A 17,700-nucleotide genomic window follows, 5' to 3' on the forward strand; every position below is an offset into this window, starting at 1 on the left:
CCCCTAAAAAGTAGCGAGTGTATTGGATTCGACTGCGGCTCATTAGCCATCGACGGCTGATAACTAACGAATTAGCATTTCCGAACTCGCATCGCGATATCGATCATCACCATCATATTTGAACAGCAGCTTCGTTCCCTTGATGAGCTGACGAGCGGAGGGTTCGGTGAAGCTAATCTTACCCTCCGAATCGGTCGTAAAGGTGCCAAACCTCTGTGCAGGATTATTACCTGACTGCAAGTAAACTTGTATTGTCTGTCCTTTCAAGGGTATTTGACCATCAGCCTCGTTGGCTAATAGCGTTGCCCATGCGTGGGTTACACCTGATCGTTCCGTACGACGATTAGGGGCGAGCGACGTATGGGTTCGTATCAGACATTTTGCTGACGAGTTGAAATCGAAATTTTTCATGAAAGCCTCGAAGTCAGCTGGCACCTTTTCCGGCCGATTACCAACCCGTTCGAGCTCGGAGGATTCACGGCCACCGGCCGTACCTGCGAGTCTTTCCAAAAATGACGCTTCAACATCTTGAATCCGCTGCATCTCATCAAGTGTACAGCCCAGTCTTGAAACATACTTATAGGGAATGGAAAAATGTAGGTCATCTCGATTCGGTCCTCTGTAGATGCCTAGAAATGGACTGTACATCAAGCAGTTCTCGTTTGATCTCTCGAGTGGCACTCCCTCGCTAGCATACAAAGGAATAGTGTCCTGGGAAATTACTTTTCCATCGCTATCGATGCCGTAACCGGCGAGAGAATAGGAAGCCCCCTTAGGTCTCAATAAATCGGGTAGATTTTGTTGAAGGATCTTGCTCAGCCCGTCAGAAAAAATCCAGGACGCGATCCTCAGGTTCACTCGGCCATTCGGCTTCCAGTCAGCGCTAGTTACGATAAAAAAGATTAGCGTCTTTTTATCAACGTCTCTCAGTGGATGTTCTGGACTGTTTCGCGGTTCATTAAAAGCAACAAATCGAGGGGTCTCAATCACAACAGGCAAGAAATCGTCCATCATCGTAGGACGGCGGGGGGAGCCGTACTTTGACCCCAATTTCGCCTCGCAGTCGTATTGGAACTCTCGTCTCGTCCCTATCTTGACATGCGACATCGCTCGATCGAGCCATGCGCCGAATTGAATGACGGGAGTGGGATCATAGTTAATTTTGTGTCGAAGCCAGTATTCGTATGGCTTGGCGTGATTTCTGCCTTCAACTCGCGGAAGCTTCGCGACCTCCATTGGCTGATCGGTTACATCAGCGATATCCACTCCGAGAAAACAATCCGCGTTTGTTGGTGACTTACTTAGCCAAGTAAGCAACAATTGCGCGGCATCCGCGTCCCGCTTGATCTCGCTCATGATTTTTGCGTTCAAATTTCGCCCACTAACCGGTGCACTCTTGGCCTCTTCTGTTCGCGTCCAGATTCGCTGGTCAGTCATGCGTTGCTCCAGACGCTCACGTGCAACTTCTGCTGTAATCAAAACGCGTTTGGTTCCATCCCGTAAATTGCTTAAGCTAGTCTTATCGTACCACGCGATATAGCCATTACTAAGAGTAGCAACCTCTTTAACAAACGATTCGTCCGCCGTCGAAATGGTGGTCTTGGTCTCGATGTAAAGCCCTACTGCCTGCTTTACTGCATTGTCAAACGCAGATTGAAGCGCTTCTTGCTCACTGTGTCCTGTACCCTCTGCTTCTGCAATCCGAATGAGATTGTTATCGGCTGAGGTAACTGCACTTCCCGATTGACTAATCGCGGGCGATACAAAAACCAATGCAATAAATACTGATACCAACAGGCTTCGAAGCCCCAGTTTAAATTCATGAACGCATTTCATTGCTCGATTTTCATCCCATGCAAAACTGAAATATAAGCTTTATCTTCTGATTCCCACTCAGCGAGCGGTGGGAGATGCGGTACCCGTCCTTGCGCTGACATGTCTACAAACTTCTGGAGTCCATCATCGTTCAGTTTCTTTATGACCTGTGCATTCATGCCTTTCAATGCCTCAAGAACTTTGCCGTGAGCAGCGACATCGCACGCTTCTCTTGGAGATCGATTTGACAGCTTCCACTTCCCAACAGCCATGATATACCATTCACCATTGTTCGCTTGGAAAACTTCCGCCTGGGCTTCAGCAGTCCGCCACACTGGTCGGTCTAGAAGCTTCTTAGCAATAGGCTCTGGAAGTTCTCCATTCCAGTACGGTTGTTGAGCTTGTCTGGGATTGGATGCCCGATCAGATTCCCCCTCCAAACTCGAAGGCATCTGACGCGTCTCTGAGGATGTCCCTAACAGATTCGGAGGGTCATTACTCGATCGCATTGATGGCGACGCATTCAGATTGCTGACACCGGGGCGATCTGGATCAAATTTGAGATCGATAACTCCACCGGTTAGAATGCTGTTGACTCTTTGTACTTTTCCCTTCTTTCTCACCAAAGAGTCCACCTGAAAGTAAACCGACTCGGACAGTCCGTTAGCGGTAATGAGTGGTTTGGTTGGAATTACTTCAAGAATAGCCTTAGTAAATGCTCCATGCTCCCATTCCGAGTCCTCATACGCTTGTTCTCCGGCACTGCAAGCAAACATGGCAGCACTATTGCTTGGCAACTGACTCACCTGGAGTTTTTCACCAAAAGCCCTACTGACCAACCCCCTGGCTTTGCTGGGATCATTTCGACAGCAATCGGCGATTAGTAGTTTACTACCAGCGTTGGAAATTCTCATAGCATCCAACATGCGTAACATGGAGACCATGCTATCAGGATCAGGCTCCAATTGAAGTAATCCAGCATTATTTCTTTGTTCTTTGCCGTCATCATCGGTAGCAACACGCATCTTAGTATCGTAAGGACAGTAATACGCCGATTCGTCGTATTGAACTCCATGCCCGAAAAATCCGAGAATTAAAACATCGCTCGTATTACCAAGCTTTTCAATGTCTTTCATCGCTTGATGAATTGAGTCCTTGGTCGCTTTATCTCCAGTCAAAAGCGTGACCTGATAGCCAGCCCCCTCAAGAACGTTTTTGATGGCTTCTGCATCTTTCTCTGAATATCGTAACGCAGGATCATTGAGACGATGGTTATCGTAGACAGAAACCCCCACCAGTAGAGCGAACTTGGCGTAAATCGGAGTCGCAGAAAAAAGAGCGAACATCACGAAGCTGGCGATGCGAATATTCATAATGCCGGAAAAGCGTTCGTTGGATGGATGCCGCTTCACATAATGGATCGGTAGATTAAGCATCGAGAGTCTCTTTACAAAATCGCTCGTCGTTGTCTTAAAACGCATAGGGACTGTTCTCGTCTTGAAAAAGGGTGGCATATAGTTCTGTCGCATACAAGAGCATCAGGGTTTATGGGAAAAACAGATGATGAACCTTCGCGAGGGATGCTGTCGGGGCTGGCATCAATCCTTTCTCTATGTTCGACCAACAAGGAAAGACAGTAAATAAATCGGTCCTATCAAGATACACAACCAGATCAAAATCGCAATCGGAGGCAGAAACACCCATGTTCCGATCGTGGCCCAACCTATGGGGAGTTTGGGGAAATGAAACTCAGGTCGATTGCCAAAAAACCAGCCCGTTCGAGATTGCAAAAAATGGAATCGAATGTTCATGGCATGGAGGCCACCGATGACAAAATCAGCACGATAAACGTATGCGTCTTGATTACAACGAACAACCAAATCTGAAAACTCTTTGACCCGAGCGGACAGTTTTTGGCCGGCTCGCTCCATCTTTTGAGCCAAAGCCGCACCGGCATCGACCATTAGTGATCGATCCTGCAGGATCCTTCCCCCATCCACTATCGGTAATTGATAGTAAAATGCTTCCTCGGCGTTTTCCACCAACTCTGGCAATTGCATGGTTGGGGAAACAATAGTCGGACGCGTTGTGGTCCATTTGGTCACCAAGAATCTCTCGTACTCCAATCGTCCGACACCATTACATCGAGAGCACGTTACGGTGATGTAGCGAGTCCGTTGAACATCGCGTGATCGAGTGACGTAGGAATTGCTTGAGCTGTCCCAATCCGAGTACGTCTCTCTTTCCGTGTATGTTTCTTGACGTTGTTCAGTGGGTGGGCAGTATACCACTGGATTCCATTGTTCGGATAAACGTAGAGAGTCTCGATGGTTGACGAAACCTTTGGGGGCGTGGATTGGAAATAGCGCCTCATTCCAAACAGGTACTTGGGGATCACCGATTGGAGCATAGCTCGGCCAGCAGTTTCCGCACTCCGTATACCGATTTATGGTTAAAAAACGCAGTGAAGCGGTCGTACACCGTTCGGTGGCGACTTTCGCGACACGCATGTAGCGACCAAAAAAACGAGTAACATAAGCATCTCCCTCTTCAATATTTCTTGCACCACGCGTGATTCGGGACGACAAAGATTCCGAGTTGAGATCGGGTAGGCGACATACGTCGTCTTTTTGCACATCCTTGAGAAACGACCCAACCTCTCTCGCGATAGCATTGGACACAGGCGTGAGGAACTGTTTGCGCCGCTTATAATTTTTTGCCCGTCTCAGGTCGGTATGCATACGTGAAAAAACCAGAAAGAGTATCACATAGGTTGCACCATAGACGATATCCAGGTTGTGTCCATCGATTTCACCGAGACTCGCAATGCCTACCCAGAACAGCATGCTCAGCAATAGGGTCATTAATAAGACAGTTGGAAATCGCACCAAAAGATATTGTCGATTGTTGTTGAGAAGTATCCAGAGCATGGCTAAAGAAAAATAGGAGACAACTGCTGCGACCGGTTTTGGTATCGCAAAGTCCCTCACCAGTTGGATAAATCCATGGTATTCGTACCGACAATATTCCGCTGTTCGAACAGCGTACCGAGCTAGCTCGGATTCGACCGGGTTCTTTGATGAGAACTGAAGAGAAATAAAGAGCTGTGTCACGCAACCCAGGATTCCAACGAATCGAATCCACTGCCTCGCTATGATTCCTAGGGAGAAATAAGGGGAGGCTTGGTTCGGAAAACGCTCGGTACCGATTTTGGATGTATCGCCTGCGTCTCGTAATGCGGTAATCGCTCGAACGTTCACGTCCACGATCGGTAAGGTGAACGAGTCGACCGATATAAATCTACGATCAAATTTTAGACGTACCCAACGGGCCAGTACGAACCAAGCAATCGCCAATGCCAAAAAGCTAACTGCGGGAAGCAATGCCGTTTTTCGTTCTGGATCGAATGCAGCGAACAGGCCAATAACGGTGAAAACAACCAGGGCCATCCCCCAACTCTGGATAATCCACAAGATACCGTAGATTACATAAAGCATCCCACGGCCAGGGATCCACTCATAACAACCGTTGGCCAAGAGTTCCTGAAATTGAGCCCCAGCAATTAGCCTTCGCAAGAGGGAAACAAACAGCACTGAGACAAAACCAAGGCAAGAAGTCACTGCTAACAATCCTAACGATTGCCCTGCGAGGTTTAGGTTCAGTGTTCGAACGTAGGAATCCCATTGGTTGACAAGTTCTGGCATGATAAAGGTGTCTCGGTAAAAAATAAAAAATATTATGAACTCATCGCTGCCTGTTGTTCATTAGCTCATTGATGTCTAACTTGCTTAAAGGCACATGCTGTCACCCAAAATAGCCTTTTCGAGGTTTGCACGATTTGAAACTGTCCGAACCACAAAAAATTCTACTGGCACGTTAAGAAACCCTCATACTTGTTTTCCTTTTATGCGCCTCGTCGCTGCGCTCCTCGGTCATTCCACTACATTCCACTACGGCACCTACGGTCGCGGCTCCGCTGCGCTCCCTTCGGGCCTTCGTTACCGATACACACTCCTTGGCTTGACTTGACTACTGGCTGACGGAAACTAGGCGGAAGCCCAGGTTGTTGTACCGGTCATCCGGCGTGAGCCAGTACCGGGACGCCGAGCGGCAAAGCCCGGCCGTGCTGAACCAGCCACCGCCCCGGAGTACCCGGCTCGAGCCCTTCTCTGGGCCGACCGGATCGGTTATCAAACCTTTTGGGTAATTAGCATACCAGTCAATGCACCACTCCCTAACATTCCCGTGCATGTCGTACAACCCCCATACGTTCGGTTCCTTCTGGCCAACAATTTGGGGTGAGCTGGACGGTCCATTCTCCGCATACCAGGCGAATTCACCCAACATCTTTGCATCGTCTCCAAAATTATATTCTGTTTTCATTCCCGCTCGGCAAGCATATTCCCATTCTGCTTCGGTGGGTAAACGATAGGTTCTCCCTGCCGCTTGTTCCTCCGGTCGTAACGTTAGCCGTCGGCAAAACTCTACTGCATCGATCCAAGAAATATAGTTTGCGGCATAATCCGCTCCCTCCTTCACGTTTGATTGACCCTTCCAAGGTTCGGTACCCATCACCTCTTTCCACTGCCCCTGCGTCACCTCCGTCGAAGCGATCGCAAATGGTCGACTGATAGTCACCTCGTGAACCGGACGTTCGATTCCTTCTCCTTTCTCACTGCCCATCATAAATCGCCCCGCAGGAATCGTTACCAGATGCTGACCAATGCTATTGATCACGCTCGGTAATGACGATGGGCCAACTGGCCTGCCCAACACCACCCGGAACCCCAATGTCGAGGCTTTGAAGCCAGGACTGGCCTTGCTCCGCCAACCCGAGCGGCATTGCGATTCTTTCCGATCAAAGGATCCACCCCGGATTACTCGCTCCAGTGAGAGCAGCTCTTCCGGACCGATCGGGTCACTCACCAACCCCTCCGGGTAGGTACCGTAGCAATCAAAACACCACTCCGCTACATTGCCATGCATATCATATAACCCCCAAGCATTCGGTGTCTTCTGCCCCACCAGTTGCGGTTGCCGAACTCCCTGCCAAGCGTAGGTACTCAGCAGGGCACGATCATCTCCAAAACTGTATGCTGTTGACGTTCCCGCCCGGCAAGCGTGCTCCCATTCTGCTTCGGTGGGTAAGCGGTAATTCCGCCCCTCTTTCTTCTCCTCGGGTAGCTGGCTTAGTCGTTCACAGAACTCAACCGCTTGCCGCCAGGAGATATTGGTGATTGGCAGTTGGCTATCCAGTTTCGGGTTGCGGATTTGAACTTCTTCTTTACGTACCAAGCGGTTTGTCTCTGGGTCGCGAACTTCACGTTCCTCGGTCCGAAATGCATCTTCCATCACCAACGCCCATTGGTGTTCCGTCACTTCGGTGATTCCCAGAAAATAAGGCTCAGACAATTCCACCTTATGCAGCAACTCGTGTTCTTCTGAACCCGGCTCGGAAGCTGGCGAGCCCATCGAAAACCGACCGGCCGGAATCTGCACCAGTGTCATCCCGATACTGTTGGTCAGCGTCGGGAGGGAGGATTCCGACAACGGTTGCTGTGCACTGACTCCCAGCGGTTGGGACGCTGCAAACAACAACAAGCAGCAAAGCATAAAACGAGGATACGAAAATGATTTTGAGCTTATCGACATGGTCTAACTCCTGATGGAATTTTGCTTGAGGATTGTGGATGTTTTGTGAATTGATTTTGAAAATGAGCTTGGCCAAAGTACGGGTAACTGGAAGGCGTGCTATGTACACCGTCTCTCCGCCTCCAATCCGCTCGATTAGCCAACTAACCGGCTTGCTGAATTAATCGTTAATTACGGAAACTAGGCGGAAGCCTAGGTTGAGGCCCCGGTTGTCGGTCCTGCTGTCATACCGCTTCGCCGATCGGCAAGACCAGGCTAGGCTGAAGCAACCCCCACCACGGCTCACCGTGAACTCACCCATTGAGGGGCCAACCGGATCGGTGACCGCAGTGTTACGATAAGGACCATACCAATCACGGCACCATTCGGATACATTTCCATGCATGTCGTACAGTCCAAATCCATTCGGACGAAAACTCCCTACAGGAGAGGTCGTCACAAAACCGTCTCGCGTCCGTAAAGTATTCGTCCAGCCAGGAAATTTGGCTTTTGCCGTGCCATCAGCCACGTTTTCGTATTGCGTTAAATCTTCAGCCACATCTCCAAAATGAAACTCGCTCTCGCTGCCGGCTCGGGCTGCGTACTCCCATTCCGCTTCCGTCGGCAAACGATATATCCGACTCTCCTTTCGGCTTAGCCACTCACAAAACGCTACCGCGTCGTTCCACGACACATTCACTACAGGCTCCGAATCCTCCTGCGAAAGTCCAGGGTTACACCAACTGTACTTCGAGGCTAGATTTACATCGCCTGTCGTCATGTCCAAACCCATGCCTCCTTGGCCATCCCTTTCCGCATCGGTGCAGTAGTTGGTGGCCTCCACGAAACGACGGAACTGACCCACCGTCACCTCATGAATTCCCATGTAAATCGGGCGGCTGATCGTCACCCGGTGGCGTGGGTGCTCGTCGGTATAGTTGCTTTCTTCCCCACCGGGGTATTTCTCATGGACCTCCTTGGCGGATAACTTACTTCCCATCATGAACGTACCTGCTGGGATTAATTTCAGCTTCATGCCAAGCGAATTCGTTTGCTCCCAATCTTGACCTAAGTAACGACCCCAGGCTTCCTGGGCTGCTCGCGCCTCCGACGCACTAAACGGCGATATCAGTGGCAGAGGTGCCGAACGTTCTAACAAGAGATCGATCGAGTCCAACGACACGGGGGTCGGATTCTGCTTTTGATCGGTCATCTGCTGCACTCGCCGCTTCACACGATCCCCAAGCGTTCCAGACGTTACCGACTCAAAACTGGCGGTCATGCGTTCTAACTCCTCTATCAACGCTTTGGTAAAGGCTCCATGCTCCCAGTCGTCTCGCTCTAACGCTTGCTCCCCTGGACGGCACCCAAACAACATCACCGTCTGACGGGGCAAGCGATCGGTGCTGAAGTTCGCTCCCAATCCTAGATTCCTGCCCCGTGCGCGATTGGGCATCTCACGACAACAGTCGGCGATCAACATTCGAGAACTTGCTTTCGCGGTTGCCAGAGCACCCACTACCTCCGACATCTTGACCAACGTCTCGGGATTCGGCTCTAACAACGGTTGTTGATTTTTAAACTGTTCTTGTCCATCGGCATCGCGCACTTGTCGAACTGCTGTATCGACCGGACAGAAACAGCCTTGGACCTCCTTTTCTCCGTTGGGGAGGGAAAAGGGCATTTCCACGCCGTGGCCAAACAAGCCGACGACACATACGCCATTCGATCTACCCTTTGTGCTGAGCTGCTTGAGTGCCGATTGAATGGCGCTCTGGGTCGCGTCTGGACCGAGCAGATATTCCACCTCGTAGCCATAGCTTTCCAGCAGCATGCCGAGACGTTTGGCATCTTTTTCGGGGTAAAGTAAGGGGCGGTCCCCATTCATGACGGAGTGTTCGTACTGGGTGATTCCGACCATCAATGCATAGTTAATCGGCGCCGAGGCATGGGAACTGTGCACGAGCAACGCCAAGAGCAAGAGACTCACTAGCCAAGTCATGCCTCGGAATTGCACTGAAAAAAAGGGAGGTTGCAGGTTACACATGGCGAACCCTATGGTGTTTAAGGAAAATGACCCTGGAAAGATGGGCGTGGACGGTATGGGGACAAAGAAGACTCTGATTTTATACAATTTTTCCATCTTGGCGAGCAAAATGAAATCCCGCAGCCTGAGTGACTGCGGGATGGACCAACTGCGGGATAGAGAATCTTTACGATCGTTCCGGCCTCTAGCGGCTTGGGGACTCGGTTGGGGCTGGTAGCAAAGCGTCCACCTCGGCTAATACCGAAGCGATCGATTCCCCCACCTCAGACGCTCCGGCACTCGGCTTGGGGGCTTCGGTCGCACTCGCTTTCGCGACCTTGTGTTCGATCTTTTGGAATTGGCTCTCCAAGCCTGCCACGAATCCAATCGCCTCTCGAATCGCTTGTTCGGTTAAAACCTCGCCTTGTTTCTCACGTCGGGACGCTTGGTCCACTTGCAGGGCGGACACCTTGGCGGCCAATTCTTTTTGTTGGGCCTGCCACTTTGCCAGACGCTCCAAGAGCCTCTTGTGCTCGCTGCGGGCTGCCACCAAGGATTCCAAGGCACCTTTCTCCAGTACCAACAACTCCTCGTAGACTCCGATCTGATGTTCGAGGACTTTCGCAATCTCCTCTTTCTTGATCCGGAAGTTTCCGAGTTGCGTATGGCTGCTGCAACCGTCTAAAAGATTATTCAGGATAACCATCCGGGAAACCGACGTGTCTTGCAAGGCTCGAATCTCCAGGACCTTTAAGGCCGCTGTGTGCAGGGCTTGCTCCGCTTGGGCGGCCTCGAAGTCGCAGAACTCGACATGTTCATTCAAGCGTACCTCGATGGCCACAATCCGCTGCGTGGTAGCGGTATCCACACAGGGGGCTTGTGTGGTGGGCTGAGGTTTAGCAGTGGCGACCACCGAGAGGACGGTAACTTGCCTTGTGGTTTGGGGAGGATCACAAGCCATGCTGTAGTGTGGGGAGGAAAAGACAAAACCGGTGGCGAAGCATCCGAGAGTCGTCAAGAAGCGAACGGTTTTAGGAAGGGACCAAGACATAATTCAATCTCCAGTAGAGAAAAGGGATGGGGCTCTGTGGAACCGGCCCCGAGGCTTTCGTTGAGCGAACACCCTGCGTGTTGGCTACACAGGAGTAACGGACGAGGAGTCGATTTCTTGCAAAAAAGAAAAAAGGATTTTTTTCGGCAAGAAAAACACGGGGTGCTTGGTTTTACATCTCGAAGGCACAGCGTGGGCTGTGTTTTTGATCCCAGTCAGGTCTGGGGAGTTGTCGTTTTTCCTTTTGAGGAGATGGTGGATTATGTTGAAGGCATTCATTGTTGTCGGTACGGTTGGGCTCTTGGGTGTGGTTGGGACGGTGGGCCATGTCACCGGATGGAACGATTACGTCATCATTGGAGGTCGAGGCTTTGTCAACTGGGTCTCTGGCCAGGTTCCCACCTATGTCAAGGTGGAGCAGGTGAAGCTCCTATTGGAGCGGACCAAAGGGGAACTCGAGCAAGCGACTCGAATCCGAGCCCAGCATGAGCTGACGCTCAGCAAGGCTCGGCAAGCTCTGTCGAAGAGCGAAGCAGAGGAGAGGGTTTCTCAGCAGAATCTGGAAAAGGGGCGGATGAAATTGGTTCGCTTTCAAGAAGAGCCCTGTGAAGGTGGCGATTCCTCGGTTCTCACCGCTCAGGTCAAGAAAGAGGTCGCCCGCTACAAGTCTCTTCAAGCTCGCGTAGCGATGGAACGTGAGACGTTAGCCAATTTGCAAGCCGCTTTCCGGAAGCTCGATGATACCATCGCAGCTCGTCACCAAGAGGTTGACTTGTTGGAGAGTCGCTTGGCGATGGTCACGAGCGGTTTGGAATCGGTCTCGTTGTCGAGCAGCGGTGAGATTGTTGTTCCGAGCGAGAGCAACCTCAACCGATCCTCGCAGTTGCTCGGGCAGCTCGAGGATGTGTTAGCGATCGAGCAATCGATTATGAACCAAAGCCGATTGGAAGACGGTTTCGGCACGGGCGAGGATTCGGAGGACTCGCTGGACTTGGTGAGCGAGTTGGACCAGTTGCTGGGTAAGCCCAATCTACGATTGGGACAGAAGTAGTCCCTGATTCCAGATCGCGGAAAGCTAAAAAAGACGGGGGCAGGGATCGCCCCCTTTTTTTATGGATGCTGTGTCTTTGTCTTTGCAAGCTATCAGCATGCGGCCGAACGTAGTTTCAGTCGACAGATGTTGTTGTGAATGGTTCGCACTGGAATTCCGTTTGATCGTAGTCGCCCAGCCCCGTTATGGCGCATGATATCAGCGGCGACCAGACCGAGAACCAGACCGAGAATCACAGCGGTGAGCTACCGGTTACGGGTGTTTCTGCCGCATTGCTCGCAGCACGGGAACGAACGAATCCCTCGACTTCAGATTCGGCTCCACCTGCTCAATCCGAAAGGTTCCCAGCCACAACTGATTTGAGTGTCCTTTACGCAGCCGTGGCTCCTCGAAGATTTTTGAGACGATCCCGTTTTGCCTGTCTTTTCTACGAGTGATACGTTTCAACCATCAATCTTCGCGGAGCTTTTTCTACAAATTCACGATTTTTCCCATAGAAATTGTTACTGGACAGACATGAGCTATCCTTGGCTTTCCTGACGAATGCTGCTGTCTCGGTAGACAGCCGATTTGGATGGACTCACCCGGCCAGTTGTTGGCTGATTGCTCCTGACGACCTTTGGAAATTGGGGGGCACCTCTTAGCAAATCGAAAATTCGTTACAATCGGCCCGTTCCGTCGAATTGGTTTCCGGCAAACTGATTCAGACCTGATTTCGGATCCGCCTAGTCATTGCGAACATCGGCGCCCGCTGCGTCCACCCTTAACGAAAACCTCCCACCAACGCACCTCGCATCATCATGAAGAAAACCAAGGCCCAACAGGTCTATTTGCTCGCAAGCGGAGATTTGAGACTGTCCGCGAATCAGGTTTGCTGGCCTGCCCAGTCGGCCATGGAAGAGGCTTTGTCGGCCGCCTTGAACGCGGAGGGATTTGAAGTCGTTCGAGCCCATCCTTACGACCCGGAGCAGAAGCATGGCTTCATTTCGAGTCAGAAGCAAGGACTCGACGTGTTCCGCGATTTAGATCCGGATCGTCCCTTGATCGTGGCAGAGGCGGTCTGGCAATATTCCCATCATGTCCTCGCCGGACTTACAACCCATCGCGGCCCTATCCTGACCGTGGCCAATTGGAGCGGACAATGGCCTGGGTTGGTCGGCATGTTGAATTTGAATGGGTCACTCACCAAAGCTGGTGTTAAGTATTCTACATTGTGGAGCGAAGACTTCACCGACGAGTTTTTCCGAAAAGGCCTCCGGCAATGGTTGAAAACCGGAAAAGTCAAACACAAGCTGAATCATGTTCAATCGCTAAGCGATGTTACGATTCCCACATCGATTGCCAAGCTCGGACAAACCTTGAGCCGCGAACTAAAGCGTTCCAAGGCCATCATGGGTATCTTTGATGAAGGGTGCATGGGAATGTTCAACGCGATTATTCCCGATCAGCTATTGCACAACGTCGGAGTGTTTAAGGAGCGATTGAGTCAATCTGCTCTCTACTATGAAACGCAGCAGACGACGACATCCGAAGCAGAGGCAGTTTATAAATGGTTCGTTGACCGTGGAATGAAATTCCATACAGGCACGAAGCACGAGACCGATTTGACTAAAGAACAAATCCTAACTCAGTGCAAGATGTATATTGCTGCCGTTCGGATCGCCGATGATTTTGGATGCGATGCTATCGGCATCCAGTATCAACAAGGGCTTAAAGATCTGCTGCCTGCGAGCGATTTGGTCGAGGGGACGCTTAATAATTCGGATCGTCCACCGGTAACATCGCGAGATGGCAAGCGAGTCTTGTGGGACGGCAAGCCGGTCCTGCACTTTAACGAAGTCGATGAGTGTGCAGGTCTCGATGCGCTTTTGACGTATCGCGTACATTCTGCATTAGAGCAACCCGTTGAGAACACCTTGCACGACGTCCGCTGGGGAGATTCGTTTGGGGACGATTATGTGTGGGTCTTCTTGATTAGCGGTGCTGCACCGCCTGAGCATTTCATTGATGGTTGGAAGGGTGCTCATGGATACCGACAACCTGCCATGTATTTTCCGAACGGTGGCAGTACGGTCCATGGGGTATCAAAGCCAGGGCAGATTGTTTGGAGCCGAATTTACGTTCAGAATGAGTCGCTCCATATGGATATTGGTCGCGGGGGTGTCGTATCGCTTCCTGAAGAAGAAACCCAGCGACGATTGCAAGCCACCACACCGCAGTGGCCCATCATGCACGCCGTCACATACGGAGTCAGTCGCGATCAGCTCATGGCCAAGCATCAAGCGAATCACATCCAAGTTGCTTATGCCAACGATGCCAAGTCTGCCGACAAGTGCATGCTCGCAAAAGCGTCGATGGCTGCCGAATTAGGAATCAAGGTCAACGTGTGCGGCACCCGGGAAAAAGGAAAACCCTGGTAGCAACCGATCAGAATGGAATTCGGTTCCTACTAGAACCGGAAGAGCATGCTTTTCGAGTTTAGCAAGACGTGGGCGTAGTTTGACCACACTTCAATCTCGCGTTCTTGGGCATTGGTGATTGCTGAGTTGGTACTTGCTGAAATTGCTCGCTCTTCTGCGAGAAATTCAAGCGATATTTTGAGCTGCTCATCGCTTGGATTCTTACCAGTTACTGCAATCATCATGCGGCTCGCTCGCTCTTGGTCGCTGGCGTCTTTTCGGAGTTCTCGTTCCGCCCAGCCCCTCGCAATCCAGTGCAAAAGCGGGTCGTTAATCATTGTGAGAGCTTGGCCGGGAACGTTGGATGTATTTCGCTTGCCCATTGAACTGAACGGGGTGGGCATATCAAACGCCGTCAGCATGGGATTTAGAAAATTGCGTCGAACCTCCAGATACAAGGAACGTCTGCCATCTCCGTTCATGCTGCCGTTGGCACCTGGTCGCCCGCGACCGGTCAGAAAATCAGTTAAGTAAACCCGCGATGTCCCACCGTTGACCCGCATGTCTAGCTGACCCGCGACGTATAGCAATCCATCGCGAACGGCTTCACCCTCGAGCTTCTTCACGTTGGCAAAGGATAGCAAATCGTTGTTGGCATCTTCGGCAGGAAATTCACCAGGCGCAACCGATTGTTTGTAAGTATGAGATTCGCAGATGAGCTTGATCAAACTTTTGGGGGACCATTGATTCTTGCGGAGCTGGACGCTCAAGTAATCGAGAAGCTCGGGGTGGGTGGGCTCGCGACCTTGGACACCGAAATCATCTGGAGTTGACACAATGCCACGACCCATGAGATGCAACCAAAGTCGATTGACGAATACCCGAGCGACCAGTGGGTTCCGGTCCTCTAGCATTTGCTCGACCAGCTTTAGGCGACCCGAGCCGAGCTGATCGTCCAGCGGCGATTCCTTTCCTCCCAATGCTTCTAAGAAACGACGGGGCACTTTAGATCCCGGTCGATCGGAATTGCCTCGAATCAAAAGGAAATCGTTCTCCCCCGTTCCATCCAGCATCGCCATGGCAACCATCGACTCGGCGGGAACCGCTTGCCGGAGCTCCTGCTCTTCCACATGCCACGACCGTACGAAATCTGTTAGCTCTTCAGATAAGACTGGCTCCGCTGCAATGTGCTTGTTCAGCCAATCCTCGAGCACTAAGCCAATAGCGAAAGGGTTACTGGCGTCTGGCGTGCCTTGTTCGGTTTGCTCCCAAGCGTCTTGTTTCAAAAAGGCAGCCACATCGTTCGCGGCCACGCTTACAGCCTGCGATGCAAACTCTCCGGACGGTACACCGCCGATCACTTGGTAGAGCTCGAAGGCTTGATCATCGAGGGGGGAAATTTCTACGTGGATCCGTTTACCTTTGTAACGAGACAATCCATGGCTTGAGACCCAACGAATCTCGGAAGGATTTTCCGATTTGGAATCCAAGAGCATTTCGCCATGTAGCGGCCCATTCACCAATCGATGGGAGTCGACAACCGTAAACGCCCGAAAATTGCCTCGCACCAAGAAGGACAAACGATCTGAGTCCAGCGTAAAGGTGGGAGTCAGGAAAGTCTTGTGGGCATGATGAACTTGATTGTTTCTATTGCTGGCGTTGGTTGTTTGAAGCTTAGATTTCTGATGCAACCAAAAAGGATCTGCCGCGACCGACGGGCTACTGCTAACGCGAAAAGCAAATTGCTTGGAATCTTGATTGTTATGCAGGATCGCGATCTCGCCGACGCTCGTGGGGGCATCCCCAAAGGCTTGGCCATTGATTCGATGATCGGCGACCGTTAAGATCCGGCTATCGAATTTGACTTGCTCGTGATCAGCAGGTAATGGCTGGGCTGATGTCAACGTGAAGCTGGCGTTGCCATCGGATGGATAAGCTTTGTCCCACGCTGCCTGAATGAGCTTGGTCAGAGGAGCTTGCTTCGCTTGACGCAGGGCCTTTAATTGCTGAGCAATCTTGTCTTCAGCAAGATCGGTTTCAAATCGAACCATGCGGTAGTGGCTAGAACGGAGCACGCCAAACAAGGCATAATAGTCTTCGGTGCTAATCGCATCGAACTTGTGATCATGACAACGTGCGCACGAGACGGTCAAACCTAGAAATGTCTTCGAGAAGACATCAACCATGTTATCAAAACGATCGGTTTCATCCTTTCGCGCGTCGACTGGAGAGTGCACCCATTCTCCTAAATGCCAAAAACCGGTTCCCAAGATAGATTCATTCCACTGGCTAACTGGGTGTCGTCGCGGTGTGGGTAGCAAATCTCCCGCGATGTGCTCGGCAAGGAATTGATCGTAGGAAAGCCCATCATTCCAAGCTCGAACGACATAGTCACGATAATGCTCGGCACCCGGGGTATCTTCGTCGAATTCGTGGCCACGCGATTGCGCATAACGAACAAGGTCTAGCCAGTGCCGTGCGAATCGAACTCCGAATTGAGGATCGGCTAGCAAGGTGTCGAGATATTGCGAATACCAGTCAGGGCCCGATTCTCGACTCCATCGGTCTACTGTTTCAAGCGATGGAGGTAGCCCGAGCAGATCCCAGTGAAGTCGCGTTATGAGCGTGTTGCGATCGGCCAAGGGAGCTGGCTGCAATCCACGTGTCTTTAGTTTGTCTCCGATGAAAGCATCGATCACGTTCGCTTGACCCGGCAACGAAATGACACTTGGGATGGCTGGTTGCACGATAGGCTGCCACACCCAGTGTGAGTTCTTGCGTTCGTGCAAATCAAAGACTTCGAGATTCGTATCCCCTTCTGGGACCGCTTCGTCCGGCCAGTAAGCCCCTTGCCGAACCCATTCGGTGAGAACGTCGATTTCGTTTTGTGGCAGCTTGCCCGACGGGGGCATTTCGTAGCCTTCGTACCGAACCGCCTGTAGCAGGAGACTTTGATCGAGGTTGTCTCGATCGAGCGACGAGCCCGAATCTCCTCCCTGTTCGAGAAGAGAAATGTGATCCAGTCTGAGATTCCCCTCGATTCGCGTTGCAGAAGCACTGTGGCATTCGTAGCAACGTTCGATCAGGATCGGGCGGACCTTGCGCTCAAAGAAATCGCTATCGTCACCCGGCATCGGTGCAGCTGCTTGCGTCGACGTATGCACGGAGCTGGCACTGAGCAGACATCCTATTAAGGTCAAAAAGGCAACCAATTGCACAGGAATTCGCTGTAAGATATTTGCAACTTGTGCTAGCGGCGATCGAGTCCGCCAAAGGGTACTGTTGTGCATCATGGAAAGTTGCTGGGGAGGGGGGCTTGAGGAAGGATCATCTATTCTAGATCGAAACAGTCGATTCGGGAAATAGAAGTTCAGAACTCCTGATCTGGATTATGAAACGCATGTATTTCTCCAGGTATTCATTCCGGAGACAGGAAAATATCATGGAACAATCTTTTACGTGAAGAGTCGGTGGCCCATGTTTTGGTCGTCCCGTTAGGGACGAAATGTTAGTTTGTTGCGGTCATTCAGCGCAAATGACATTATGTCCCTAACGGGACATGTGGGGAGTATCGGGCTACTGTTTACTACCGATATTTCGTCCCTAACGGGACGAATTTTCCGTGGCCTTACCTGAATGGGATAGTCAGTAGACAGAGACCAAACATGCCAACACAATTCCCGCCCAGATCAGCGGTTCTGAAGTTTCGCTTCTTCAGCCTTTTCTG

At 51.3% G+C, this 17,700-nt stretch carries 10 protein-coding genes; 3 read left to right on the forward strand and 7 right to left on the reverse strand.

Annotated features, from left to right (window positions below):
- Positions 1 to 63 precede the first annotated feature (63 nt).
- The 6 genes from SH449x_RS16505 to SH449x_RS16530 all read right to left on the reverse strand — a co-directional run bounded on the left by SH449x_RS16505 (position 64) and on the right by SH449x_RS16530 (position 10,523).
- Positions 64 to 1,836: a hypothetical protein gene (locus SH449x_RS16505; RefSeq protein ID WP_482377176.1), complete on the reverse strand. Its 1,773-nt coding sequence runs from the start codon at positions 1,834 to 1,836 to the stop codon at positions 64 to 66.
- A complete protein-coding gene (locus SH449x_RS16510; protein ID WP_482377177.1) occupies positions 1,833 to 3,296 on the reverse strand; it encodes a caspase family protein in 1,464 nt (487 codons plus the stop codon). The genes SH449x_RS16505 and SH449x_RS16510 overlap by 4 nt, the downstream gene beginning before the upstream one ends.
- Positions 3,297 to 3,425: 129 nt before the next feature.
- Entirely contained in the window at positions 3,426 to 5,519 is a 2,094-nt protein-coding gene (locus SH449x_RS16515) for a hypothetical protein (RefSeq protein ID WP_482377178.1), read from the reverse strand.
- A 325-nt stretch (positions 5,520 to 5,844) separates the two neighbouring features.
- Positions 5,845 to 7,467: a formylglycine-generating enzyme family protein gene (locus SH449x_RS16520; protein ID WP_482377179.1), complete on the reverse strand. Its 1,623-nt coding sequence runs from the start codon at positions 7,465 to 7,467 to the stop codon at positions 5,845 to 5,847.
- A gap of 160 nt (positions 7,468 to 7,627) precedes the next feature.
- Positions 7,628 to 9,493, reverse strand: coding sequence for an SUMF1/EgtB/PvdO family nonheme iron enzyme (locus tag SH449x_RS16525; protein ID WP_482377180.1), 1,866 nt, complete (start codon positions 9,491 to 9,493; stop codon positions 7,628 to 7,630).
- A gap of 184 nt (positions 9,494 to 9,677) precedes the next feature.
- Complete coding sequence (locus tag SH449x_RS16530; RefSeq protein ID WP_482377166.1) at positions 9,678 to 10,523, reverse strand: hypothetical protein; 846 nt, start codon at positions 10,521 to 10,523, stop codon at positions 9,678 to 9,680.
- A gap of 262 nt (positions 10,524 to 10,785) precedes the next feature.
- Between SH449x_RS16530 and SH449x_RS16535 the strand changes: the two genes are divergently transcribed.
- The 3 genes from SH449x_RS16535 (at position 10,786) to SH449x_RS16545 (ending at position 13,994) form a co-directional block, all read left to right on the forward strand.
- Positions 10,786 to 11,574, forward strand: coding sequence for a hypothetical protein (locus SH449x_RS16535; protein ID WP_482377167.1), 789 nt, complete (start codon positions 10,786 to 10,788; stop codon positions 11,572 to 11,574).
- A 185-nt stretch (positions 11,575 to 11,759) separates the two neighbouring features.
- Complete coding sequence (locus SH449x_RS16540) at positions 11,760 to 12,011, forward strand: hypothetical protein (protein WP_482377181.1); 252 nt, start codon at positions 11,760 to 11,762, stop codon at positions 12,009 to 12,011.
- Between the two features lie 363 nt (positions 12,012 to 12,374).
- Positions 12,375 to 13,994 (forward strand): L-fucose/L-arabinose isomerase family protein, encoded by a 1,620-nt coding sequence (locus SH449x_RS16545; RefSeq protein WP_482377182.1) that lies wholly within the window; start codon positions 12,375 to 12,377, stop codon positions 13,992 to 13,994.
- A gap of 29 nt (positions 13,995 to 14,023) precedes the next feature.
- Here the strand turns inward: SH449x_RS16545 and SH449x_RS16550 are convergent, their stop codons facing one another.
- The gene (locus SH449x_RS16550; protein ID WP_482377183.1) at positions 14,024 to 17,266 is read right to left on the reverse strand and encodes a PSD1 and planctomycete cytochrome C domain-containing protein; all 3,243 of its coding nucleotides are present in this window, start codon (positions 17,264 to 17,266) and stop codon (positions 14,024 to 14,026) included.
- Positions 17,267 to 17,700 lie beyond the last annotated feature (434 nt).

Source organism: Brakhagea baltica (assembly GCF_052161605.1).
Classification (GTDB): Bacteria; Planctomycetota; Planctomycetia; order Pirellulales; family Pirellulaceae; genus JBKCUI01.

What these genes read in the sequence shown, in the direction of transcription:
- SH449x_RS16505 (WP_482377176.1), bottom strand. Translation starts at nt 1,836, where the DNA reads ATGAAATGCGTTCATGAATTTAAACTGGGGCTTCGAAGCCTGTTGGTA.
- SH449x_RS16510 (WP_482377177.1), bottom strand. Translation starts at nt 3,296, where the DNA reads ATGCGTTTTAAGACAACGACGAGCGATTTTGTAAAGAGACTCTCGATG.
- SH449x_RS16515 (WP_482377178.1), bottom strand. Translation starts at nt 5,519, where the DNA reads ATGCCAGAACTTGTCAACCAATGGGATTCCTACGTTCGAACACTGAAC.
- SH449x_RS16520 (WP_482377179.1), bottom strand. Translation starts at nt 7,467, where the DNA reads ATGTCGATAAGCTCAAAATCATTTTCGTATCCTCGTTTTATGCTTTGC.
- SH449x_RS16525 (WP_482377180.1), bottom strand. Translation starts at nt 9,493, where the DNA reads ATGTGTAACCTGCAACCTCCCTTTTTTTCAGTGCAATTCCGAGGCATG.
- SH449x_RS16530 (WP_482377166.1), bottom strand. Translation starts at nt 10,523, where the DNA reads ATGTCTTGGTCCCTTCCTAAAACCGTTCGCTTCTTGACGACTCTCGGA.
- SH449x_RS16535 (WP_482377167.1), top strand. Translation starts at nt 10,786, where the DNA reads ATGTTGAAGGCATTCATTGTTGTCGGTACGGTTGGGCTCTTGGGTGTG.
- SH449x_RS16540 (WP_482377181.1), top strand. Translation starts at nt 11,760, where the DNA reads ATGGCGCATGATATCAGCGGCGACCAGACCGAGAACCAGACCGAGAAT.
- SH449x_RS16545 (WP_482377182.1), top strand. Translation starts at nt 12,375, where the DNA reads ATGAAGAAAACCAAGGCCCAACAGGTCTATTTGCTCGCAAGCGGAGAT.
- SH449x_RS16550 (WP_482377183.1), bottom strand. Translation starts at nt 17,266, where the DNA reads ATGATGCACAACAGTACCCTTTGGCGGACTCGATCGCCGCTAGCACAA.